Origin of the sequence: Candidatus Enterococcus avicola, assembly GCF_047470845.1 — a bacterium.
Classification (GTDB): Bacteria; Bacillota; Bacilli; order Lactobacillales; family Enterococcaceae; genus Enterococcus_D; species Enterococcus_D casseliflavus.
Window position 1 is genome coordinate 1 of the sequence record NZ_JBLGTY010000022.1, and the last position, 21,674, is coordinate 21,674.

29 protein-coding genes are annotated in these 21,674 nt (G+C 38.0%); 27 read left to right on the forward strand and 2 right to left on the reverse strand.

Annotated features, from left to right (window positions below; genetic code table 11):
- From ACI3E5_RS14595 to ACI3E5_RS14620, 6 genes are all read left to right on the forward strand, one after another.
- Window positions 1-322, forward strand: a 322-nt coding sequence (locus ACI3E5_RS14595) for a hypothetical protein (RefSeq protein WP_498821998.1), incomplete at its 5' end; no start/stop codon positions are given.
- Window positions 297-797 carry a Holliday junction resolvase RecU gene (locus tag ACI3E5_RS14600; RefSeq protein ID WP_269924015.1) on the forward strand — a complete coding sequence of 167 codons (501 nt, stop codon included), beginning with the start codon at window positions 297-299 and terminating at the stop codon, window positions 795-797. The genes ACI3E5_RS14595 and ACI3E5_RS14600, both read left to right, overlap by 26 nt.
- Before the next feature lie 4 nt (window positions 798-801).
- Window positions 802-1,104, forward strand: coding sequence for a hypothetical protein (locus ACI3E5_RS14605; RefSeq protein WP_498822000.1), 303 nt, complete (start codon window positions 802-804; stop codon window positions 1,102-1,104).
- On the forward strand, window positions 1,064-1,444 hold the full coding sequence (locus tag ACI3E5_RS14610) for a hypothetical protein (RefSeq protein ID WP_228077428.1): 381 nt from the start codon (window positions 1,064-1,066) through the stop codon (window positions 1,442-1,444). Before ACI3E5_RS14605 ends, ACI3E5_RS14610 begins: the two co-directional genes overlap by 41 nt.
- Before the next feature lie 23 nt (window positions 1,445-1,467).
- Entirely contained in the window at window positions 1,468-1,767 is a 300-nt protein-coding gene (locus tag ACI3E5_RS14615) for a MazG-like family protein (RefSeq protein WP_142967289.1), read from the forward strand.
- Window positions 1,768-1,814: 47 nt separating this feature from the next.
- Window positions 1,815-2,174, forward strand: coding sequence for a hypothetical protein (locus ACI3E5_RS14620; protein ID WP_498822003.1), 360 nt, complete (start codon window positions 1,815-1,817; stop codon window positions 2,172-2,174).
- Between the two features lie 95 nt (window positions 2,175-2,269).
- On the opposite strand, the gene ACI3E5_RS14625 is transcribed toward ACI3E5_RS14620, so the two are convergent.
- Window positions 2,270-2,746, reverse strand: a complete 477-nt coding sequence (locus ACI3E5_RS14625) for a hypothetical protein (protein ID WP_086295630.1) — start codon at window positions 2,744-2,746, stop codon at window positions 2,270-2,272.
- A gap of 457 nt (window positions 2,747-3,203) precedes the next feature.
- Window positions 3,204-4,028, reverse strand: a complete 825-nt coding sequence (locus ACI3E5_RS14630) for an Abi-alpha family protein (protein WP_483539842.1) — start codon at window positions 4,026-4,028, stop codon at window positions 3,204-3,206.
- Window positions 4,029-4,121: 93 nt separating this feature from the next.
- On the opposite strand from ACI3E5_RS14630, the gene ACI3E5_RS14635 reads away from it, so the two are divergent.
- The 21 genes from ACI3E5_RS14635 to ACI3E5_RS14735 all read left to right on the forward strand — a co-directional run bounded on the left by ACI3E5_RS14635 (window position 4,122) and on the right by ACI3E5_RS14735 (window position 21,639).
- Window positions 4,122-4,337 carry a hypothetical protein gene (locus ACI3E5_RS14635; RefSeq protein WP_271813036.1) on the forward strand — a complete coding sequence of 72 codons (216 nt, stop codon included), beginning with the start codon at window positions 4,122-4,124 and terminating at the stop codon, window positions 4,335-4,337.
- Between the two features lie 16 nt (window positions 4,338-4,353).
- Window positions 4,354-4,542: a hypothetical protein gene (locus ACI3E5_RS14640; protein WP_498855882.1), complete on the forward strand. Its 189-nt coding sequence runs from the start codon at window positions 4,354-4,356 to the stop codon at window positions 4,540-4,542.
- 165 nt (window positions 4,543-4,707) lie between these two features.
- Window positions 4,708-5,196 (forward strand): hypothetical protein, encoded by a 489-nt coding sequence (locus ACI3E5_RS14645; RefSeq protein WP_498822007.1) that lies wholly within the window; start codon window positions 4,708-4,710, stop codon window positions 5,194-5,196.
- A 228-nt stretch (window positions 5,197-5,424) separates the two neighbouring features.
- The gene (locus ACI3E5_RS14650; RefSeq protein WP_498822009.1) at window positions 5,425-5,757 is read left to right on the forward strand and encodes an HNH endonuclease; all 333 of its coding nucleotides are present in this window, start codon (window positions 5,425-5,427) and stop codon (window positions 5,755-5,757) included.
- Window positions 5,758-5,907: 150 nt separating this feature from the next.
- Window positions 5,908-7,149, forward strand: a complete 1,242-nt coding sequence (locus ACI3E5_RS14655; RefSeq protein ID WP_118215270.1) for a phage portal protein — start codon at window positions 5,908-5,910, stop codon at window positions 7,147-7,149.
- Window positions 7,142-7,903, forward strand: a complete 762-nt coding sequence (locus tag ACI3E5_RS14660) for a hypothetical protein (protein ID WP_498822011.1) — start codon at window positions 7,142-7,144, stop codon at window positions 7,901-7,903. Before ACI3E5_RS14655 ends, ACI3E5_RS14660 begins: the two co-directional genes overlap by 8 nt.
- 59 nt (window positions 7,904-7,962) lie before the next feature.
- Window positions 7,963-9,387: a terminase gene (locus tag ACI3E5_RS14665; protein WP_498822012.1), complete on the forward strand. Its 1,425-nt coding sequence runs from the start codon at window positions 7,963-7,965 to the stop codon at window positions 9,385-9,387.
- Between the two features lie 80 nt (window positions 9,388-9,467).
- A complete protein-coding gene (locus ACI3E5_RS14670; protein ID WP_498822013.1) occupies window positions 9,468-9,929 on the forward strand; it encodes a capsid assembly scaffolding protein Gp46 family protein in 462 nt (153 codons plus the stop codon).
- Window positions 9,930-9,933: 4 nt separating this feature from the next.
- A complete protein-coding gene (locus ACI3E5_RS14675) occupies window positions 9,934-10,827 on the forward strand; it encodes a phage major capsid protein (protein WP_498822015.1) in 894 nt (297 codons plus the stop codon).
- Window positions 10,827-11,174 (forward strand): hypothetical protein, encoded by a 348-nt coding sequence (locus tag ACI3E5_RS14680; RefSeq protein ID WP_498822017.1) that lies wholly within the window; start codon window positions 10,827-10,829, stop codon window positions 11,172-11,174. Before ACI3E5_RS14675 ends, ACI3E5_RS14680 begins: the two co-directional genes overlap by 1 nt.
- A gap of 4 nt (window positions 11,175-11,178) precedes the next feature.
- Window positions 11,179-11,622, forward strand: a complete 444-nt coding sequence (locus ACI3E5_RS14685; RefSeq protein ID WP_041120514.1) for a phage Gp19/Gp15/Gp42 family protein — start codon at window positions 11,179-11,181, stop codon at window positions 11,620-11,622.
- Window positions 11,564-11,902 carry a hypothetical protein gene (locus tag ACI3E5_RS14690; RefSeq protein ID WP_086295615.1) on the forward strand — a complete coding sequence of 113 codons (339 nt, stop codon included), beginning with the start codon at window positions 11,564-11,566 and terminating at the stop codon, window positions 11,900-11,902. The genes ACI3E5_RS14685 and ACI3E5_RS14690 overlap by 59 nt, the downstream gene beginning before the upstream one ends.
- The gene (locus tag ACI3E5_RS14695) at window positions 11,895-12,131 is read left to right on the forward strand and encodes a hypothetical protein (RefSeq protein WP_041120510.1); all 237 of its coding nucleotides are present in this window, start codon (window positions 11,895-11,897) and stop codon (window positions 12,129-12,131) included. Before ACI3E5_RS14690 ends, ACI3E5_RS14695 begins: the two co-directional genes overlap by 8 nt.
- Entirely contained in the window at window positions 12,132-12,467 is a 336-nt protein-coding gene (locus ACI3E5_RS14700; protein WP_438781569.1) for a hypothetical protein, read from the forward strand.
- An 11-nt stretch (window positions 12,468-12,478) separates the two neighbouring features.
- A complete protein-coding gene (locus ACI3E5_RS14705; RefSeq protein ID WP_142964712.1) occupies window positions 12,479-13,060 on the forward strand; it encodes a phage tail tube protein in 582 nt (193 codons plus the stop codon).
- Window positions 13,057-13,320: a hypothetical protein gene (locus ACI3E5_RS14710; protein WP_086295611.1), complete on the forward strand. Its 264-nt coding sequence runs from the start codon at window positions 13,057-13,059 to the stop codon at window positions 13,318-13,320. The genes ACI3E5_RS14705 and ACI3E5_RS14710 overlap by 4 nt, the downstream gene beginning before the upstream one ends.
- A gap of 11 nt (window positions 13,321-13,331) precedes the next feature.
- Window positions 13,332-13,715, forward strand: coding sequence for a DUF5361 domain-containing protein (locus ACI3E5_RS14715; protein WP_118215262.1), 384 nt, complete (start codon window positions 13,332-13,334; stop codon window positions 13,713-13,715).
- On the forward strand, window positions 13,715-16,120 hold the full coding sequence (locus ACI3E5_RS14720) for a phage tail protein (protein WP_498822020.1): 2,406 nt from the start codon (window positions 13,715-13,717) through the stop codon (window positions 16,118-16,120). Before ACI3E5_RS14715 ends, ACI3E5_RS14720 begins: the two co-directional genes overlap by 1 nt.
- Complete coding sequence (locus ACI3E5_RS14725; RefSeq protein ID WP_498822021.1) at window positions 16,117-17,607, forward strand: distal tail protein Dit; 1,491 nt, start codon at window positions 16,117-16,119, stop codon at window positions 17,605-17,607. Before ACI3E5_RS14720 ends, ACI3E5_RS14725 begins: the two co-directional genes overlap by 4 nt.
- Entirely contained in the window at window positions 17,607-21,422 is a 3,816-nt protein-coding gene (locus ACI3E5_RS14730; protein WP_498855881.1) for a phage tail protein, read from the forward strand. The genes ACI3E5_RS14725 and ACI3E5_RS14730 overlap by 1 nt, the downstream gene beginning before the upstream one ends.
- 13 nt (window positions 21,423-21,435) lie before the next feature.
- Window positions 21,436-21,639 carry a hypothetical protein gene (locus ACI3E5_RS14735; RefSeq protein ID WP_368739774.1) on the forward strand — a complete coding sequence of 68 codons (204 nt, stop codon included), beginning with the start codon at window positions 21,436-21,438 and terminating at the stop codon, window positions 21,637-21,639.
- The last annotated feature ends 35 nt before the right edge of the window (window positions 21,640-21,674 follow it).

A 21,674-nucleotide genomic window follows, 5' to 3' on the forward strand; every position in this document is an offset into this window, starting at 1 on the left:
CATTGATGATCAAAACAAAGGGAAATTTTCTCCATGTATTAAAACATTGGAAATCAAATCAGAAGAAAAGGAAATCCTATTTCTTCAAAATCAGCAAATTTGCGATGCTGCATCAAACAAGTTAAATGATCAGTCAGCATATACAGGAATAGTTAAGAGTAATCGGTATTCACAATTCGTTTGCTTTGAAGATAAAGCACACTATGAGCGCATTTACCGCAGAACATTAGATACATTTGGACAAAATGACAAAGAAGGATTTATTACTGAACTAATGCAGAAAGTAGGTAGAAATGATGTCTTCAAGAAATTACCAAAATAGAGTCAACAATGATTTAGGCGATATCTTTGAAAAAATGATTGATCAAGGATGTTGGTATTACAGAACAAAAGAAATAGCTTTAATTGAAAAAACACCTGAACCGTTTCGTGTGAAGCAGATACTCGGCGATGGCAGAATGATCGTTTATCCCATCGGGAAAGCTCAACCAGATTACAAAGGAACTCTATGGGATGGGCGTGCCATTGTTTTTGAAGCAAAGATGACCACAACGGATCGGTTAAAAAAATCAGTGATCACACAAAATCAGGCGGCCTTGTTGGATCTCCATCAAAAATTAGGAGCGATGGCAGGTGTTTGCTGCATGATCAAAAAGACCGTTGGGTTTATCCCATGGAGTGATTGGCAGAACATGAAAGAAAAATATGGCCGTCAGTACATTCTTGAAGAAGAATTGGAAGATTATCAGGTTGCTACGCCGGGCTACATCGATTTTCTGAATAAAACGAATTGGTGATCCTATGGATGAAAGAATAACCAGTTTCAAAGTAGCGCGTGTCGAATTCACCATGTTTTGCAAGATACGAGGATGGACGGTTGAGTATTTTTCTAATAACCCCAAGAATTACCGTCAATACTATGCAAGATGTTATGTTCCAGAAAAGGCAGATACCTATCATTTTATTATTACGCTTTCAGGGAAATACTATCGCCTTCTTGGAAATAAGCAGTGGGAGCCTTATGAATATGTGTTTAAGCCAGCAGATGCAGGAGGTGATCAACATGAAACAGAATCAACAGGCGATGAAGCAGAAAGAACATGAGAAAAAGAAACGCCACAGAGAACGGGCTTTAAAACTACAACGATTGCTTTACCTTTCTAACCTTGATGATCGAGAGATTGATCCATTAATTGAGGACGAGCGAGAAGCATTGCGTGTTGAACTTTGGAGAGGGGAGCAATCCCATTTGCGAATTGTTGAAGTTCTATACAAAGGCGAAGTGATTTTCACAGGTACTCGAAAAGACGTATGTCGGAAGTGCAAAAAAGCAAATCGAACGATGAGCGATTTATTACGTTATGGTCATGAAGATAAACAAGGAAGGACTTACCGTTATAAGGATTGGAGTGGAACCATTGACGATGGGGTTGATTACGATTAATCAAAATAATTGGAGGGAAATTCATGAATGAGTTAGTTGAATTAGTAGAACAATGGTCAAAAGAAAAAGGATTGGATAAAGCAGATTCTAGCAAACAAATGTTGAAAGTTGTCGAAGAAACTGGTGAAGTTGCAGCTGCATTAGCAAGAAACGATCAAGATGCATTACGTGATGGTATTGGCGATGTAGTAGTAACCCTGATCATCTTGGCAATGCAAAATGATATGGATTTATACGAGTGCTTGAATTTTGCTTATGACGAAATCAAAGGACGGACTGGAAAGATGGTCAATGGTGTTTTCGTTAAGTCCAGTGACCTGTAATAATTCCAGAATCGGAAGATATTACCAACTAGGAGGACAGAGAATGATTGATGCAAACCAAATGCAAAAACAAAAAAGATGAAATGTTCAGGCTTGAAGTTCAAGTAATCCCATTTCTTAATCAGTTTGAAGTTTTGGAATGTTCAGCCAGCAGAGAAGAATTAGAGTGTGTTCTAATTCCTGAAACAGCAGAAAACATTCAGAAGCTAAATGAATTTCTTTGCTTTATGAATCATTGGGCTATAGTACCAGAACACTATGCTCCAGCAATTTGTGAATTCTTAGAATATTGTCATGCTGAAGGGGCTGGAACATTAGATTTAGCTTATCTGGTATACAACTATCTAAACATCAACACAGATTGGCTATGGTTCGGTACTGCTGAAAGAAAATGGGTAGTCCGTTAATGACAGATACTACTAACTTTAGGAAAAGAAAAATGAAACGGGTATTGTTAATTACGTGTTCTCAAAAAAAAAAGGTGCAAATGCACCCGTCAAAGTCATTGATAGATTTCCCCAGTTGAATCAGCATCATACACTTCTCCATCTGGAGCAACACGATAGAATCCTAATGTGCCAGTACCTCCGTTTGCAATGGCGGCTTCACTTTGTGCTTTAAATAGATAGTCACTGCCTATCATTTCCCAAAATGTTAGTCTCGTGTCCGCATCGGAAAATCCGTATTTCTGCTTAATAGCTTCTTTTGCATCCTCTTCATTTGAGATCAGGGATACTTGGCTTGATGAAGACGTTGTATGATTTGAGTTGCTTGTTGAAGAACTCGTATCTGTTGTAGAAGGTCTAGTAATTGAAGAACTTGAAACTGTTGTCGAAGGCTTAATAATTGTGGAGCTCACGGAGCTACCAGAAGAATCTTTATAACTTTCATGCGTTGAAGAATTTTTTGTATCGTTATTACTTGCCGAGCATCCGGAAAGAAATCCAATAGCAATAAGGGATAGGAAAATTTTTTTCATAATATGTCTCCTTTGAGTTTATAAATGAATTATAGCACAGAATAATTATTGAATATGTATTTTTATAGGATAATCCGATTTTTTTGAATAGTCAGTTATCCACCAAAATTGTGGAAATAAAAAAACTACCCTAAATGAGTAGCAACAGAATCATAAATTATTTTTTTTGGAATCTGAAATTCCGTGTTTAACTGCCAATCTGATGATTCCATAAAGCATAAATCCTATAAAAATATACCAAATAAAAGCTAAAAAAGTTCCCAAAGCAATACCTCCTTTTAGGTATTGTAACATATTTTACATTTTACCAAGTCAGTTATCCGACGAAATAAAAAACTACATTCTAGTATCCGGAATGTAGTTTCAGACATATCTCATTATAAATAGTTAAAGGATTGTTTTACGATGAGCTTTAATATTGCTAAAGCGATATGCCCTTTTATTAAAACTGTTTCAGCTAATCTTTAAGGCAAAGGTCCATAAGTTTCTTTCCAAGCGGAGTAAATCTAACGTATCTTTCTTTTAGTACGATTTTTGGTTCATCTTTAGAAAAACTGTCTCCGAAATTTTGAAAGTTTCTTGCTATTAAATGAAAATGTTCAGTTTGTTTAATTTTTTCCGCTTGAGGAAGGCCAGGAGCATGTGATTCATTAAAATAAAAGGCGTCTTCAATAATGCCTGATCTTCCAAGCAAAGAAATAGTTAGTTTATCTATTTCTTCAACCTTATTACTCCAAATCAAATAAGTATCATTTATTGGTATTTCAAAAGCAGAATTATCGGTAAGCAAATCCATTGGGGAAAAACTTTCATAATTAGAAAGTTTTATCTCGAAAAGTGGCAAAACATTGTGCTCCAGCGAAAAAATACTTTTACAAAGAGCAGCTTCATCAATAGATAAGTTCTTCAATATATCAGAGAATGCAGGGGGGATTTCAGTGTTAAACCTACTATCCATTGTTTTTACAATTAGTCGAGCAAACATTTCTCTTAAATCATCACTAGATAGCTGATATTGAGAATCTTCTATAGTTTTAAGAGTAAGTCCTAATTTTGAATTGTCTCTGTATTGATCAGGAGTTTGATTAAAATATTTATTAGCATCTTTTTCTAATTTTTTTAATTCCGCTTTTCGAACGATTTGATACTCGATCGGTTTAGAGAATACTTTATTAAACAAAGCATTTGCAATTTGTGCAAGAGGTAAATTATTTATAGATTCAGCATCAACATTAATACTGATAAGATTAAATGAATTATCATTTGCGCCTATCTTAACCATTATTATCACACCTTTTTTAATGGATTATATCACAAAATATTTTATTTAATGATTTTATTGTCAGCAATAAATAAATGGAGGGATAAGGTAACTATGGAAAAATGTAAAGCATGTTCCGACTATTTCAAATGGGATGATGAAGTAATAGAAGTGGATGATGAATATTATCACAAAGACTGCGTAACTCTCTATCCAACAGGATATGTTGCTTTTTTAAATGATAACTGCCTCGGAGAAACTGAAAATGCAGATGGAACTACGGCTTATAGTATTTTGGAAGAAGGTCAATATATAGATGACGAAGATTAAGAACAGGAACAAGCAAATGAATGATAGTCTATCCATCATCATAATACTGTTATCGATTGCAGGTCTAAGTTGGCTATCCTATACAATTGTGGATCAACAGAAGCAGATTGAGCAGTTACAAGAACAACTGCAGCATGAGCAAATGAAGTACAAGATTATTATCAATGATCCACTGGTACGAGATGCGATGGAAAGTGGAGGTTGATTATGACAGTTGCAGTTTTAGGTTTCACAAGATTCGTAATGATAATGGTCGTTGCAGTAATTGTTGGAAAAAAGATGGACGAGAGGGAAGGTAAATAAAAAAAGCCACTTCCTTTTTGGAAAGTGACTAACGCAAGATTATTTTACCATAAAAGGAGTGGCGTTTGTGAGATTTCAGTGGCTTAAAAATTATCAAGATTTAGAAGAGCAGATTCTCTTCATGAAATGGAATCTTAACAAGAGTAGGTTGGAATTGGAACGATGGGTCAGTGGTGATTTAGCAAACGTCCGTCTTGAAAAAAACTCAAGGTCAGCTTCTTTAGAAGAGAATATTCAAATAATTGAAGAAGAGATTGAATTACTAGAAGATCAACTAAATGAAATGGTTCTACTGATAAAGTCGTTTAAGGGATTAGACAATCAAATAATGTATTTGAAATATGTTGAAGGGATGACTTTAGAAAAAATTGCCGAAGATCTTAACTACAGTACATCGTATATTCAAAAGAAACATACTGAATTAAGAAAAGCAATTGATTTTGTCGATGAGTATATTTTAAACAAAAATAAGTTGAAGATGAAGATATCATTGCAAGATCATCGAGAAAAGTTGCACAAAAGTTGCACTACTAATTCTAGTTTTAAACTTGATTAATATGGAATATATTAATAGCGTAGAAGAAACGAGAGACGGTCTATGGCTACTCACATAATCATAAACCGAATGGAGGAAAGCTCCTTATCGCAAAACTTCTTTGAATAAATAGAAAGACAGCCCATTGTTTTGAAACGAGGTGAATCACTTCAAATCAAATTTCGCTAGTGCTGTCTTTTTGTTATGAGTATTAAATGTACTCCACCACTAAGAAAGGACCCCTTTATAATGGCTTTAAGAGCGGACAGACAAGGACCCCACCGGGTAGCCTTTGAGAAGAACAAAAGGGTATTGCTTAAAACTCACAACACTTGCGGCATTTGCGGTAAGCCTATTGACAAAACACTAAAAGCACCACATCCTATGAGTCCAGTAGTGGATCACATTGTACCAATCAATAAAGGTGGTCATCCATCAAGCATCGAAAACTTGCAGCTGGCTCACTGGACCTGCAACAGACAGAAGTCTGACAAACTTTACTCGGTTAAAGATGAAGCGCCTAAAGTTGTAGGTAACAGAAACCTTCCACAAAGCACTGAATGGGCGTCTTATGGCGGTTAAAAAATTTAGATACAATCATACCAAAAAGAAATTAAAAACTGATACAAGCGAAAAGAGAAGGGGGGATAGGTACCCCTCCACCTTGGCGGCCGAGCTTCACGCCGTCACTGTACATTTTTTCTCACGCGACTTTTTGAAAGGAGTGAAATAATGGAAATTTATGGCATTGAGTACTTAAGAAATAAGCTAGCTACTCATAAAATTCGTGTTGATTTAAGGTATAGACAATACGATATGAAGAAGAATGAATCAAGCTTCGGAATCACAATTCCACCTGAAATAAGAAAAAGATATCGATCAGTTTTAGGATGGTGTGCCAAAGGGGTGGATTCTTTGGCTGATCGTTTAGTTTTTCGTGAATTTGAACATGATGACTTTGAGGTAAACGAAATTTTTGAAGCAAATAATCCGGATGTATTTTTTGATAGCTTGGTTTTGTCATCTTTGATTGCTTCTTGTTCTTTCGTTTATATTTCAAGGGGTGAAGGAGAAATACCTAGATTACAAATAATTGAAGCAAGCAATGCAACGGGGATTATTGATCCAATTACAGGACTTCTAACGGAAGGGTATGCAGTTCTCGAAAGAGATAAAGATGGAAATCCATCTATTGAAGCATATTTTTTGCCTGGTATAACTCATTACTATTATGCTGATGAAAATATACCGGATGAACCTATCGAACATAGTTTTGATTATCCATTATTAGTGCCGGTAATTCATCGGCCAGATGCAGTTCGGCCATTTGGTCGTTCTCGTATTACACGATCAGGTATGTATTACCAGTCATACGCAAAACGTACACTAGAACGTGCAGATATCACCGCAGAATTTTACTCATTTCCGCAAAAATATGTTTTAGGAACAGATCAAGATTCAGAACCATTGGATACTTGGAAGGCAACCATTTCAGCGATGCTCGAATTTACAGTCGGAGAAGGTGGTAATGCTCCAACAGTGGGACAGTTCACGACTTCTAGTATGACTCCATTTACAGAACAATTAAAAACTGCAGCTGCTGGATTCGCTGGTGAAACAGGACTTACATTGGATGACTTGGGATTTGTTTCCGATAATCCCTCATCGGTTGAAGCGATTCGGGCAAGTCATGAAAATTTAAGGTTAGCTGGACGTAAAGCACAACGATCGTTAGGATCTGGAATATTGAACGTAGCATTTATTGCTGCTTGTTTACGTGATGACTACCCGTATTTTAGATATCAGTTTGCAAAAACAATTCCTAAGTGGGAACCATTATTTGAAGCTGATGCCAATTCATTAACATTAATTGGAGATGGTGCGATTAAATTGAATCAAGCGATTCCAGGATATATCAATAGTGAAACAATCAGAGATTTAACTGGAATAAAAGGTGGCGATAGTAATGGATAACGACATTGTTCCCGCATTACTTGAAAAAATTAAAAATGAATTTAGTGAGCAGACAATCAATAGTCAGAAGTTGAAGTCTGCTTTTTCTTTGCTCAAAAATCGTAAGGCCACATACAAAAATGTAAATGAGTTTGCTATTGAAATTGGAGAAATATTAGCAAATGTATTAGGCAGCAATATCAGCATTAACATTCTTCCTGACGGGAAAATGTATTTTAATATTGCTGATCGGTTGCTTAATGAAACGCTGAAAAATAATTACGATTTGATTTCAAATTTTGCTGTTGATGTTCAAGAGCAGTTAAACAAAGAAGCTGCAATTAAAATTAAAGGACAGAAACCTGACTTCAACCAAGACAGGGTGAATGGCCTTGTAAACAAGATATCAGCAGCAGAAGATTTCGATACTGTTAAGTGGGTATTAGGAGAACCAATCGTAAATTTTAGTCAAAGTGTTGTTGATGATGTTATTAAAGCAAATGTAGATTTTCATGCGAAATCTGGGTTAAGGCCAAGAGTCAACAGAACCTTAGTTGGACATGCTTGTGATTGGTGTAAAAGTTTAGCTGGCTCATTTGATTATTATGATTTACCAGATGATATTTATCGAAGGCATGAAAGGTGTAAATGTATAGTTGAATATAAACCGGGTGATGGTCGAAAACAAAATGTATGGTCAAAAGCTTGGACTGATCCACAAAAGGAACAGAAAATTCAAGCTAGAAAAAATATAAATTTGAGAAAGGATGCGTGATCCAATATCTCCCAGCGACAGGGTTATCATGCATGATCGAGATTGAAAGGGGATAGTTTATGACTACTAAAGTGAAATTTGGTAATCAACATCCTACTCAATCGGTAATTATTCCATATGATGAAACTCTATCTCAAGAAGCGATTAGCTACTATGAACGAAGCGGATTATCAGTATATGAATGGCAACGGAGTTTGTTAGCACCAATCATGGCAGTTGATGAAGACGGCTTATGGATTCATCAAAAATATGGGTATTCTATTCCTCGGCGAAACGGGAAAACTGAAATCGTGTATATGCGAGAAATATATGCGCTGGAAATAGGTCAGAGTGTTTTGCATACAGCGCATCGAATTAGTACTTCTCATTCGTCTTTTAAAAAGATGAAAAAGTACATGGAAATGATGGGTTATGTCGAGGGAAGAAAAAACGAAGGCGCAGATTTCAATTCAATTAAAGCCAAAGGGCAAGAAATGATTGAATTGTATGAAACCGGAGGCGTAATTCAATTCAGAACACGGACATCTAGTGGTGGACTTGGAGAGGGATTCGACCTTCTTGTGATTGATGAAGCCCAAGAATACACCAAAGAACAAGAATCAGCCTTAAAATATACTGTTACTGATAGTGACAACCCCCAAACAATTATGTGTGGTACACCACCTACGCCGGTTTCGAGTGGAACTGTTTTTACGGGTTATCGCGATACTACGCTATTCGGTAAATCGAAATATTCTGGATGGGCCGAATGGTCAGTAGAGGATATGAAAGATATCCATGATGTTGACGCTTGGTACAATTCCAATCCTTCATTAGGTTATCATTTGACCGAAAGAAAGATTGAAGCGGAACTTGGTGATGACAAACTCGATCATAACGTACAGCGTTTAGGGTACTGGCCTAAGTATAATCAAAAATCTGCTATTTCTGCTAGTGATTGGTCAAGATTGAAAGTAGTAGCTTTGCCTGTATTGAAAGGACCGCTGTATGTTGGTATCAAGTATGGGAATGATGGTCAGAATGTTGCAATGAGTATTGCGGTTAAAACTTTATCCGGAAAAATATTCGTTGAAACAATTGATTGTGTGTCTGTAAGAAATGGCAATCAATGGATCATTAATTTCTTGAGAAAAGCTAACGTAAATGCAGTGGTTATTGACGGTGCCGGCGGTCAAAATATCCTAACTAAAGAAATGGAAGAGTTTAAACTCAAAGCGCCAATCCTTCCAAAAGTATCAGAAATCATTACTGCCAATTCATTATGGGAACAAGGGATATTTCAACAAACAATTTGCCACAAAGATCAGCCATCTCTAAGTTCAGTAGTTACGAACAGTGAGAAGCGCAATATTGGTAGCAACGGTGGATTTGGTTATAAATCGCAATTTGAAGATAGAGATATCTGTTTAATGGACAGTGCACTATTAGCACATTGGGCTTGTAGTATTAAAAAGCCCAAGAAAAAACAACAAAAAAGGTATTAGACGACTATTTAGCGGTAGTCGTTTTTTAATACACAAAATTACCGAACTGCCGGGCAAGCAGGAGAAAGGAAGTTTGTATTATGACATTCAAAGCAATTGAAACACAAGAGGAACTGGACCGTATTATCCAGGAGAGATTGAGTCGTGAAAAAGGGAAGTTCGCTGATTACGATGAGATCAAAACACGTAATGCTGCATTAGAAACAGAAGTAGATGCTTTGAAATCCACAATCGAGGAAACAAACAATGCCGCTAAGACTCATGAGCAAACAATAGCTGATCTTAATAAACAAATCGCTGAGAAAGAAACAGTGAATTTGCGTACAAGAATTGCATTACAAAATGGATTACCTATTGATTTAGCGGATCGTTTGATCGGTTCAGATGAAGAAAGCATTAAAGCTGATGCAGAACGGTTGGCGAGTTTTGTGAGTAAGAAACAAACGCCGCCACCTTTGAAAAATACTGAAAATAATTTAGGTGAAGGAAAAGATGGCGCTTATAAAAATCTAATTGAAAATCTTAATTTAGAAGGAGAGTAATATTATGCCAACATTATCAAAAGGAAGTTTATTTGATCCAGAATTAGTTACAGACCTTATTAACAAAGTGAAAGGAAAAAGTTCTTTAGTAGCTTTGTCTCAACAAAAGCCGATTCCATTTAACGGTCAAAAAGAATTCACTTTCACTATGGATTCCGAAATCGATATCGTTGCTGAAAACGGTAAAAAAACACATGGAGGAGTTTCTATTGCGCCGTTGACTATCGTGCCAATCAAGGTCGAATATGGCGCTCGGATTTCTGATGAATTCTTGTATGCTTCAGATGAAGAAAAGATTGATATTGTAAAAGCATTCAATGAAGGTTACGCTCGCAAACTTGCTCGTGGTTTAGATTTAATGGCATTCCATGGAATCAATCCACGTACTGGTACAGCGTCAGCAATTATCGGAACGAATCACTTTGACGGGAAAGTAACGCAAACAGTTGACTTTAATGAAGCAGATCCAGATGTAAACATTGAAACGGCTGCTTCAATGGTACAAGGTGCGGAAGGTGTAATTTCGGGTATGGCGATGGATCCGCAGTTTTCAGCTACCTTAGCATCTTACAAAGTAAATGGTGTCAAACAATTTCCAGAGTTAGCATGGGGAGCGAATCCGGGAGCTGTTCGTGGAATCCCAACTGATATCAATCGCACAGTATCTAACGGCGGGAATGACTTGGTTATAATTGGTGACTTTGCTTCCATGTTCAAATGGGGATATGCGAAAGAAATCCCATTGGAAGTTATCAAGTATGGTGATCCTGATAATAGCGGACAAGATTTGAAAGGTTACAACCAAGTTTATTTACGTTCAGAAACATACCTGGGTTGGGGAATTATGGATGGCAATAGCTTTGCTCGTGTGATTAAACCAGCAGGAGGCGGACAATAATGCAATATAAAAACACAAAAACAGGGGTTACTTTTAGTAGCCCTTGCGTTGTTTCTGGCGGTGATTGGGTCTTGTTGAAAGATGAGCCAAAAACTGATGAAGAACCAAAAGCACTGAATGAAGTAGAAATTGAAAATACTGACGATGAAGCTGAAACACCAGCTGCTGTTTCAGAACAACAAGCTGCTGTTCCAGAACAACAAGCTGATGAAAAAGATGAACAAGTGGCTGGATTAGAAGGCATTACTAAAAAGCAAATCATGCAGGAATTAAATGCATTTGGCATCAAGTATAACCCTATCTCTAAAAAGCAAGAATTGTACGATTTGATGATGCAAGGGAAGTGATTTCATGGCAGCCTTTGCAACTATTGATGATTTGTCAAACCTATGGCGTGCCCTTAAGCCAGAAGAAATCACGCGAGCTACTGAATTGCTTAATATTGTTTCTGATTCTTTGCGAATGGAAGCCGATAAGGTGGGAAAAGATTTAGATAACATGATAAGCATGAAGCCTGATTACTTTTTGAATGTTGTCAAATCGGTAACTGTTGATGTTGTAGCTAGAACACTAATGACATCAACTGATCAGGAGCCAATGACCCAGTATGCAGAAGGAGCATTGGGTTATTCCGTTTCTGGATCGTACCTTGTGCCAGGTGGCGGATTATTTATCAAAAACAGCGAATTGAGCCGTCTTGGTTTAAGACGGCAACGGATGGGAGTGATTGAACCTTATGGCACTTTTGAAAGGAATAACAATTCAATTGGTGGGTTTGACCAAAACGGGAACTGATCCATTCGGGAATCCAATCTACGAAGAAGCAGATATTGATGTTGAAAATGTCTTAGTCACTCCTACTTCCACTGATGATATTGTCAACCAACTTACTTTAACTGGAAAAAAAGCTGTATATACGTTAGCAATCCCGAAAGGAGATACTAATGATTGGGAAGACAAAGAAGTAAAATTCTTTGGTAAACGATGGCGCACCTTTGGCTTTCCAACAGAGGGTATCGAAGACTTAATCCCACTTGATTGGAATAAGAAAGTGATGGTGGAACGTTATGGCTAAGATGAAATTCAAGTTGAACCGGAGTGGAGTAGCAGCTCTAATGAAGTCCAATCAGATGCAAGGTGTATTAGAAGAGAAAGCAACTGGTGTGAGAAATAGAGCTGGCGAAGGTTACAAACAAGATATTTATGTAGGTAAAACGAGAGCAAATGCAATGGTATATGCGGATACATACCAAGCAAAAAAAGACAATATGAAAAATAATACCCTTTTAAAGGCGGTGCGATAAATGATTGAAATTGTGATTAAGAATTTTCTTGATAGTCATTTATCTGTAACGTCTTTTTTAGAAAAACAAGGGAAAATGCCAGAAAGCTATGTTCTTTTCGAAAAGACTGGTAGCGGTGCAAACAATCATATTTCGTCTTCAACATATGCTTTTCAAAGCTATGCACCTACATTGTATGAAGCCGCATTGTTAAATGCTGAGTTGAAAGAAATTTTAAAAGATCTGATCAAACTGGATGAGATCAGCAGGATTAAGCTGAATAGTGATTATAACTACACGGACACAACAACAAAAGAGTACAGATATCAAGCAGTATTTGATATCACTCATTACTAGGAGGTAATAACATGTCAGATGCAAAAAATGTATCAACTGCTAAACCAAAAGTGGGAGGGGCCATTTATTCGGCTCCATTGGGAACTACATTGCCCGAAAATGCAACAACTGAATTAAATGCTGCATTCAAAAGCTTGGGGTATATTTCAGAGGATGGTATGACAAACTCAAACACACCTTCTTCTGAAAATATTAAAGCATGGGGTGGGGATACTGTTGCAAGTCCTCAAACAGAGAAAGAAGATACCTTTTCTTACACTTTGATTGAAGCATTAAATACTGATGTTTTGAAGGAAGTATATGGATCTACAAATGTAACAGGCACAATTGATACTGGAATTAAAATTAAAGCGAATGCAAAAGAACTTGAAGAACACGTCTTAGTTGCAGACATGATTCTAAAAGGCGGAATTCTTAAAAGAATTGTTATCCCAAACGGAAAAGTAACGGAAATCGGAGAAATTAGTTACACTGATGCTGATGCAGTAGGTTATGAAACAACTATTACTGCTATTCCGTCTGATGATGAAGGAAATACTCACTTCGAATACATTCAGAAACCAGCAGCTAGCACAGGAGGTTCAGGACAATGATTAAAGGGGAAACAAATTCAGGATTCAAGTATTCTATCGAAGAAAAACGATTAGATAATTATGAACTCTTAGAAGTTATTGGTGAAATAGATGAAAATCCTGTGGTTGCGCCGAAAGCTTTAAATCTTCTTTTAGGAAAAGAACAGGCAGCAGCTTTGAAAGAACACGTTCGAGATGAAGATGGAATTGTTCCTGCTGCTAAAATGGTTGAAGAACTTGGAAATATTTTTCAAAATCAAGATCAAACAAAAAACTCCTAATCCTCGCCGGAATGATTAATATCGATGAGAGTTCATTGATATGCGATCTAGCCGAAACCTATAAAATATATGACTACAAACAGCTACCAGCTTCTAAGGTAGCTGTTTTTTCATGTGGACTTAGAGATGAATCTAGAATAAAGCAAAAGCTTAGTGGGCAAAAAATTCCGCTGAATACTCTTTTATTAGCGGGAATAAACGATAACTTAAGGCTTTTGGTTTGGGCAAAAACAAAAGATGGCCAAAAAGGAAAAAACCAGCCTGAATCGATTCTTTCTAAATTAGTCGGAAATAACATGAACGAAAGAGAGGAAGTTGTATTTGATTCTGGTGAGGATTTTACTCGTATGAGAAAACAACTGATTGGAGATTCAACGAATGGTGGTGAAGAATAATGGCAACAGAATTAGGTCAAGCTTTTGTACAAATCATGCCCTCTGCCAAGGGAATTAGTGGATCCATAACAAAACAATTGTCTGGTGAGGCTGATGCAGCAGGAACAAGTGCTGGAAATTTAATTGGCGGTAAGCTAGTTGCGGCGATTGGTGGAATTATTGCAGCGGCTAAAATTGGCGAACTTATAACTAAAGGCATTTCTGCTTCTTTGTCAGAGGGTGCCGCATTGCAACAGTCGTTAGGAGGGATTGAGACTCTTTTCAAAGGCAGTGCTGATAAGGTAAAGCAGTACGCCAATGAAGCATATAAAACGGCTGGATTATCGGCGAACGATTATATGGAGAATGTTACTAGTTTCAGTGCAAGTTTGTTGCAGTCTATGGGCGGAGATACTGAAAAGGCTGCCGATAAAGCGAACATGGCAATGGTTGATATGTCCGACAATGCTAATAAAATGGGCACAAATATGGGTGATATTCAAAATGCCTATCAGGGATTTGCGAAACAAAACTATACTATGCTTGACAACTTAAAACTTGGTTACGGCGGAACTAAAACAGAAATGGAAAGACTTTTAGCAGATGCTACAAAATTAACAGGCGTTAAATATGATATTAACAATTTGAGTGATGTGTACACTGCGATTCATGCTGTTCAAGAAGAATTAGGAATTACTGGAACTACAGCTAAAGAAGCTGCAGAAACATTCAGCGGGTCTTTTACTTCAATGAAATCAGCGTTTTCTAATGTGCTTGGAAATCTTTCATTGGGACGTGATATAGTTCCTTCTCTTCAAGCATTAGCACAAACCACTTCAACGTTTTTATTCGACAACTTCATTCCAATGGTCGGTAATATATTGAAAGGTCTGCCGGTAGTGTTTTCTACACTATTTCAAGAAGCTGGTCCAAGGTTTCTCGAAGGTGGGGAAGCATTGTTGTCACAGTTAGGAATTGGGATCGATGGAGGTTTATCAACGTTGTTAGCAAACGTTCGAAGCGCAATCGATCCAATAATTCAAGCATTTAAAACAGCCTTTGGTCAACTTCCACAGCTATTTCAAACAGTGGTATCTACACTTACGCCAATAATTAACACAATTGCTACTGCCTTTACTAAGCTTGATTTTAGTGGGCTTCAAGCAGTAATCTCTGCAATCATTCCTGCTATAACGAATGCTTTCAGTACGATGATGACAATTGTTAGTCCTGCTATTGATATGGTCGTCAATTCTTTTGTAAAAATGTGGAATGCAGCTCAGCCTATCGTCACTGTGTTGGCTAGTGCGCTGATGCCTGTTTTACAAGTTGTAGGTGCATTTTTAGGAGGAGTTTTCAAAGGGATTCTAATGGGTGTTTCTGCGACATTCGACATGATCACAAGTGCAATCGGATTTTTAACGCCAGTTATTACGTGGCTAGTTGAAGCGTTCAAAGCCTGTGTACCTGCATTAACAACTGTTGCTGAGTGGGTCGGAACTGTTATTGGGTACTTTACAAATTTAGGCAGTGCAGGAGGATCGTTAAGTGGCATACTAAGCAGCGCTTGGAGCAATATTAAAACTGCGGTATCAACAGCAGGGAGTTTAATATCAGGCGCAATTAGTGGCATTCGTGTCGTATTTAGTAGCTTAGGAAGCGCTGGTAGTGCTTTAAGTGGTGTTATGTCTAGTATATGGAGCGCAATTCGATCAGTCATTTCAGCTGCAGGAAATATTATCAAATCCGTCATAACAACTGTTGGTAGCGGATTTAGTGCAATGGGAAGTATTTTTTCAAGTGTCGGATCTCAAGTAACAGGTATTATCAATAATGTAAAAAATGTTATTAGTGGTCTTGCTAATATTGATATCAGTGGTGCTGGTGCAGCTATAATGAATGGATTTTTAGGAGGATTGCAATCGGCTTGGGAAGGTGTGAAAAATTTCGTTGGAGGCATTGCAGATTGGATCAAAGAACACAAAGGACCGATTTCTTATGACCGAAAATTGTTAGTACCAGCTGGTAAAGCAATAATGGGAGGGTTTAACGAGTCATTAAAAGATAAATTCAAAGATGTTCAGAAAACAGTAAAAGGTATGGCGGCCGGTGTTGCTAATAGCTTTGTAGTAGATGAAGTAAGTAAGATGAATGATAAAAATTATCAAATGAGTATTGCTAAAACAATTACTAATGGCAATATCGCACCTAATCAGATGACTAATAATTCAAATTATCCTGAAAATAATACAGTATACCGACTGATGGTCGAAGCAATTGAGAAACTTGCAAGTAGACCTGTGCTTGTTAGCGTTGAAGCTGACTATAATGAAATTGTAAGGATTTTTGCTGAACCTATTGCACAAGAACAAGCTGCAATCGAGACCTTTAAAAATATTATGAATGGAGTGAGTCCAAAACGATGAAATTATCAGTTGAATTTAATGGACATGATTTAAGCGAATTCATTGTCGTTTTAGATGGTTTCACTCAATTTGTTGGATCCGATTGGAAACCTTCACTTTCGGAAACCGATGGAACTCCCAGAGGGGCGGAATTCGAATACACAACATACAAATCAAAGACGATTCCCATGCCTTTTTATATCAAAACTCAGTTACCAGAAAAATACGATGAATTGCAAAAAATTCTTAATGTCGATGAACCCAAAGCGTTAATTTTTGGTAATTTGCCTAATCGTGTATACTATGCAATTCCTGAAGGGCATCTTGATTTTAAAGAATGGATTTCTTCAGGAAAAGGTACTATTAATTGGGTCATTCCAGAAAGTATTGCTCGATCAACAATCATTCGGCAATTTCCAGCAACATTGAATGCATCGGGTATTTTAGAGGCAATTGTAACGAACAACGGATCAGAATCCGCTTGGTTAGACTATGATATTCATATGAACCATGAAAATGGTTATATTGGTATTGCTTCTGAGTATGGTGCTATTCAGCTTGGAAAAGTTGATGAAACGGATACTGTACCGGCTGAGAAGTCGGAGTGGTTGGTTAATGCAATTGGTTTTGAAGCATTGAATACTTGGACAACAAATGCTGGTTTCGTACCATTTAAACCATCAGATTTTGTCAAAGGCGGTTCTTGGAAATCAGAGATTAACAAAGGACAAACCTATCTTAATTGGGCAAATCTTGGAACAGGGACAAAATATCATGGCGTAACCAAACAATTACAACTGCCTGCCGATAGTCATGGAGAGGTCGGAGTTAGTGACAAGTGGGCCCTTCAATTTAAACCTTGGTTTGCGAATACACAAATCGAGGGTGGAGGAGTTCAGGCAATTATCTTGGCTACTGCAGATGGCAACTATCGAACAGGCATTATGATTCAAAAAGATCGCCGATGGAATAATAACTTCAAAATGATTGTGTTTGATGGTGGTCTATCAAATGAAGGAGCCGCAACTACCAAATTTACTTCCAAGTATTTTGATTTAGCAGAATCTAAGAATAAATTCACGGCTTGGGATAGCGGTATGTTCGAAATTTCCAAAAAAGGAAAGCAAATTGTCATTAAGTTTCCAGATGGAGGCACACATACAATTAATGATTCCGATGATTCGATTAACTATACAAATGTGACAATCATGTCTGCTGCACATGGAAGCAGCACTCCTTTACGAAATATGGGGTGGCTTTATGTCAAGTTAAGAAAAGATAACGTGTATTATGACAAAGATGTTCCAAACCGTTTTGCAAAGTCAACGGATGTTTATATTGACGGTGAAGCGGGAAAGGCTTATGAGAATGAGAAACCAATTGCACATGTAATCGGTAGCAATTTCTTTCTTGTACCGCCAGGAGAAACAAAGATTCAGTTTTCTTATTCAGACTTCAGCGATCCAAGACCTGATGTTGTAGTAAGTATGCGAGAGGTGTATGGATGATGACAGAGATTCCAATCATAGCGGTAAAGAGTCAGTACGATCAAGTACTGGCTTTTTTTAATAATGCAGCACCAAAGGCGATGCATTTCAAAAACGATCGTCTCCACGAATATGTCAAAGGAAATGCTAGTCAGTTCACATTTAAAACTGCAGCAAAACATCCAGATTCTCAATATCTTATCGAAGGCAATAAGCTGGCTTTTCGATGGAAAAACAAAGACTTTGACCTGAATATTGTTAAAGTCGTTAGAAACGAGATGACGGTTGAAATTACTGCTTATTCGACTATGTTTGAGTTACTTTATGAAACAAGAGGAGAGTATAGCGGATCAGCGATGACATTTGAGCAATATCACAACGTGTTTGATCCAGAAAAAGTATTAGTTATTGGGATCAATGAAGTTTCGAATGTGAAAATATCAAATAAATGGGAAGGCAAACAAACCATGCTTGCCCGTTACTTCTCATTAGCTTCTGTCTTTTCAGCGGAAATTGAGTTTGTGACTGAGTTGAATGATGATTATAGCTTGAAGCAAATCACAATGAATATTTACAAACAGTATTCTGATGGAATCTATCAGGGCATCGGTCAGAATCGCTCAGATCTTATACTGAAATATGGTAAAGGAATTTCTGGAATCACAAAAACATCAGATATTACCAAAGGAATCTATACAGCAATTTTGGCGTATGGGAAAGATGGTTTGTCAATTAGCAGCATTGAGCGTAACTGGTATGATGCATCTGGAAATCTGGAATACTTCACACGTAAAGGACAGCCTAGAATCTATGCACCACTGGCAAGAGATAATTTCCCATCTAACATTTTGGCACCAGAAAACGAGCGATATACAGGTTATGTAGCAGAAGATACCGAGTATACTTCGCAAGAAGCTTTACTAGGATATATGCTTTCTGAACTCAAAAAGCTAAGTGCGCCAGAAGTAACTTATGAAATTGATGGCAAATTCGATGTGGATGTAGGGGATACGATCATAGTTGAGGATGACGGCTATAATCCTACATTATATTTATCTGTACGTGTGGCTGAAACTGAAAAGAGTCTATCCAATCCATCTATCCGTAAAGCAGTTATTTCAAATGTAAAAGAATTAAGCTCTGAAATCGATGCTTCGCTGTTAGCACAGGTTCAAGCTTTAATTGAAGCGAACAAAACATACAACTTCGAAATCCTTACAAGCAGCGGAATCGTATTTAAGAATGGATTCGGTAGTACCACATTAACTGCTCGTGTTAGAGATGGTATCAAGGATGTAACAGATACCTTTAGTCTGAAATGGTATAAAGATGGCACCTTGTTTTCAAACACCAAGACTGTGACGATCAATGCTGCAGATATCGAAGAAAAGGCAGTCTTTCGTTTTGAAGTAGCAGACGATTCGGGGAATGTGCGTGGTGGCGCTGAGGTGACAGTCACGAATGTTGACGATGGAAAAAAAGGGGAACCAGGAGAACCAGGCGAAACATACTATCCACATCGTGGATATTTGATGGCTGATGGTACGCTTGTCAATCAGGTTCCGAATGAGAACTTGTTTGTGAATTCAAAATCACCTAATGCGATTGCTTATGCTGGTGCAACAATGACTAAAACACCTAATGTGGCAGTTGCTGAATGGGGTGCAGCTGATGCTGTTAAATACACACTTACTGGCGGTACCTCGACCATAGCGTGTACTTTACCTGCTGGAAGTAATACAACCCCTGGTGTAAAAGAAGATTATGATATATCTATTTATATCAAGAATACTGGTACTGTGGCATTTAACATGGGTGGAAACATTACAGCTTCTGTACGTATTGAACCTGGCGAATCTAAACGAGTTACATTCCTCCCTAAACAATATTCACATCCAACTGGGGCTGCTAGACAATTTAGTATTACCAGATTAACCACTGGATCCGATGTTGAATTTATAGTATGGAAAGCTAAATTTGCATATGGTACCTATAACTCAATCTGGACACCACGACCTGCTGAAGATTACGAGAATGCATATCCTAAGTATGAAGGTTTCTATTCAGATACGAGCCAAGTGCATTCAACCAATCCAGACGATTACAAACCATGGACTCCATTCATGGGACCGCAAGGGGGACAAGGCCCCAAAGGAGATTCAGCACCACTCATTTCTTTATCAGGAGCAACACAAGCGATCACAGTTGATAAAGATGGAAAGATCACTCCAGCTTCTAGTTTTGCGGTGAACGGAACTGCAGTGAACACAGTTATCTCAAATTGGACGTATAGTCTAAACGGTGGCAATTTTGGTTCAGCTGTTCCGACAGGAGTCACACGATCAGGTAATACGGTTACGATTAATCCAGTTACTGCGACATTTGATCAACTAACCATCAAGGCGGCAGATGCGACAGTGAGCGATGTATTCACCATTTCTAGAATCAAAGACGGTGGAGAAGGGACCCCTGGCGCAGATGCTTATACTGTGTTTCTTACGAACGAATCCTACACCTTTGCGGGATCAACAACTGCAGCATTGGCCGGTTCAACGACAACACAAATTGTGGTTTACAAGGGAACCAGTAAAATAGATCCTACTGCGATATCTGTCGGAACTATGCCAACAGGAATGACTTCTACAGTTAGCGGACTTGGTACAGCAATCATTACATTTACAGTCACTACGGCTATGACAAGTAAGAGTGGTACCGTGCCAATCACAATCACAGCTGATGGCAAAACTTTCACGAAGCAGTTTGCCTATTCAATTTCTTTTCAAGGTGGAAAAGGTGACAAAGGAGACAAGGGAAACACAGGGGATAAAGGCGATAAAGGTGATACAGGAGATACTGGTAAAGGGGTTGCTGCCGAAGAAATCAGCTATGCTATTTCTCAAGATGGAACAACTCCGCCAACGTCTGGGTGGTCAGGGACAAGACCCATACCTAAAGCGGGCTGGTATATGTGGACACGTACCAGATTCAAATATACGGACAATACCTACAGTGCTTATTTCTATCTTGTCGCTCAACAAGGCAAAGATGCGATCATTATCTCTGATACAGCACCTGCCAATCCAACAAAAGGAACTTTATGGCAAGATAGCAGCGTTGTTCCTCAGATCATTAAAGTATTTGACGGCACTGCTTGGAGTATGTGGGGGATGCCTATTGATAACTTACTTGCTACCAACATTCTTTCTGAGAATGGGGTGTTCAAGAGGTTAGAAGGAGCAGAGATTGTAAATACATTTTCCTATACAGATTCTGGTGTAACTTATACTGGAACTACTACTATGAAAGATGGGAATGTGACTATCTCACGAACAGGTTCAGACGGATCAACTTGGACAACCACAATGGATCGTGTGCAAGGGTTCGTTGATACCTACAAATCTGGTCCTTCCGCACCTTCAAGAGTTACTCAATTAGGGCAAGGAAAATTATATATGGTGGAGTCTGGTGTGGGTGGCTACCTGCCTGCAGCAGCTTTAAACCCTGCAAGTTGGACAAATTTATCTTATGCATCAGGATTTACAACAGCAGAAAATAACCCCTGTCAGTACCGGAAAGTTCAATTAGTTGACGGATCGTGGGAGTTGCAACTTAGAGGCCAGATTAAGCCGACTTCTGGTGATTTTAGTACATCAGCCTCACCAACAGGAGGAATATTACCTGCTGGATTTAGACCAACAAGGAATGAACTGGTACCCGCTGCAGATAGCACCAAAAAAGGTGCGAGGGTAGTTGTTTTGTCAACAGGGGAAATTCAAATCAATACACCAAATGGAGGGAACTATGTTTCCTTTGGTGGGATAAGGATTGCATTGTAGAGGAGGAGAGACTATGTTTCGCTGGACCAGCATTACCCCCGTTTACTCAGCTGACGGGACAATTTTGGAATACAACATTGCTGTAGATGCACAAAATGATCAAAGGGAATCTGCGTATGGACAAATTACTGTTAAACCAGAAGATCTTGATCTAAGTGAAATCAATCGTGTTTCTAAAGCAAAACTCATTGAAATGTTAACAGAGGAGCAAGCATAGTGCTTGCTCTTTTTATGTTGCTAATTGTCAAAAAT

Coding starts and splice junctions, on each gene's coding strand:
- ACI3E5_RS14670 (WP_498822013.1), top strand. CDS start 9,468: ATGACATTCAAAGCAATTGAAACACAAGAGGAACTGGACCGTATTATC.
- ACI3E5_RS14715 (WP_118215262.1), top strand. CDS start 13,332: ATGATTAATATCGATGAGAGTTCATTGATATGCGATCTAGCCGAAACC.
- ACI3E5_RS14710 (WP_086295611.1), top strand. CDS start 13,057: ATGATTAAAGGGGAAACAAATTCAGGATTCAAGTATTCTATCGAAGAA.
- ACI3E5_RS14615 (WP_142967289.1), top strand. CDS start 1,468: ATGAATGAGTTAGTTGAATTAGTAGAACAATGGTCAAAAGAAAAAGGA.
- ACI3E5_RS14655 (WP_118215270.1), top strand. CDS start 5,908: ATGGAAATTTATGGCATTGAGTACTTAAGAAATAAGCTAGCTACTCAT.
- ACI3E5_RS14625 (WP_086295630.1), bottom strand. CDS start 2,746: ATGAAAAAAATTTTCCTATCCCTTATTGCTATTGGATTTCTTTCCGGA.
- ACI3E5_RS14685 (WP_041120514.1), top strand. CDS start 11,179: ATGGCAGCCTTTGCAACTATTGATGATTTGTCAAACCTATGGCGTGCC.
- ACI3E5_RS14725 (WP_498822021.1), top strand. CDS start 16,117: ATGAAATTATCAGTTGAATTTAATGGACATGATTTAAGCGAATTCATT.
- ACI3E5_RS14635 (WP_271813036.1), top strand. CDS start 4,122: ATGGAAAAATGTAAAGCATGTTCCGACTATTTCAAATGGGATGATGAA.
- ACI3E5_RS14650 (WP_498822009.1), top strand. CDS start 5,425: ATGGCTTTAAGAGCGGACAGACAAGGACCCCACCGGGTAGCCTTTGAG.
- ACI3E5_RS14665 (WP_498822012.1), top strand. CDS start 7,963: ATGACTACTAAAGTGAAATTTGGTAATCAACATCCTACTCAATCGGTA.
- ACI3E5_RS14720 (WP_498822020.1), top strand. CDS start 13,715: ATGGCAACAGAATTAGGTCAAGCTTTTGTACAAATCATGCCCTCTGCC.
- ACI3E5_RS14735 (WP_368739774.1), top strand. CDS start 21,436: ATGTTTCGCTGGACCAGCATTACCCCCGTTTACTCAGCTGACGGGACA.
- ACI3E5_RS14675 (WP_498822015.1), top strand. CDS start 9,934: ATGCCAACATTATCAAAAGGAAGTTTATTTGATCCAGAATTAGTTACA.
- ACI3E5_RS14695 (WP_041120510.1), top strand. CDS start 11,895: ATGGCTAAGATGAAATTCAAGTTGAACCGGAGTGGAGTAGCAGCTCTA.
- ACI3E5_RS14605 (WP_498822000.1), top strand. CDS start 802: ATGGATGAAAGAATAACCAGTTTCAAAGTAGCGCGTGTCGAATTCACC.
- ACI3E5_RS14680 (WP_498822017.1), top strand. CDS start 10,827: ATGCAATATAAAAACACAAAAACAGGGGTTACTTTTAGTAGCCCTTGC.
- ACI3E5_RS14705 (WP_142964712.1), top strand. CDS start 12,479: ATGTCAGATGCAAAAAATGTATCAACTGCTAAACCAAAAGTGGGAGGG.
- ACI3E5_RS14730 (WP_498855881.1), top strand. CDS start 17,607: ATGACAGAGATTCCAATCATAGCGGTAAAGAGTCAGTACGATCAAGTA.
- ACI3E5_RS14630 (WP_483539842.1), bottom strand. CDS start 4,028: ATGGTTAAGATAGGCGCAAATGATAATTCATTTAATCTTATCAGTATT.
- ACI3E5_RS14700 (WP_438781569.1), top strand. CDS start 12,132: ATGATTGAAATTGTGATTAAGAATTTTCTTGATAGTCATTTATCTGTA.
- ACI3E5_RS14640 (WP_498855882.1), top strand. CDS start 4,354: ATGAATGATAGTCTATCCATCATCATAATACTGTTATCGATTGCAGGT.
- ACI3E5_RS14690 (WP_086295615.1), top strand. CDS start 11,564: ATGGCACTTTTGAAAGGAATAACAATTCAATTGGTGGGTTTGACCAAA.
- ACI3E5_RS14610 (WP_228077428.1), top strand. CDS start 1,064: ATGAAACAGAATCAACAGGCGATGAAGCAGAAAGAACATGAGAAAAAG.
- ACI3E5_RS14600 (WP_269924015.1), top strand. CDS start 297: ATGTCTTCAAGAAATTACCAAAATAGAGTCAACAATGATTTAGGCGAT.
- ACI3E5_RS14660 (WP_498822011.1), top strand. CDS start 7,142: ATGGATAACGACATTGTTCCCGCATTACTTGAAAAAATTAAAAATGAA.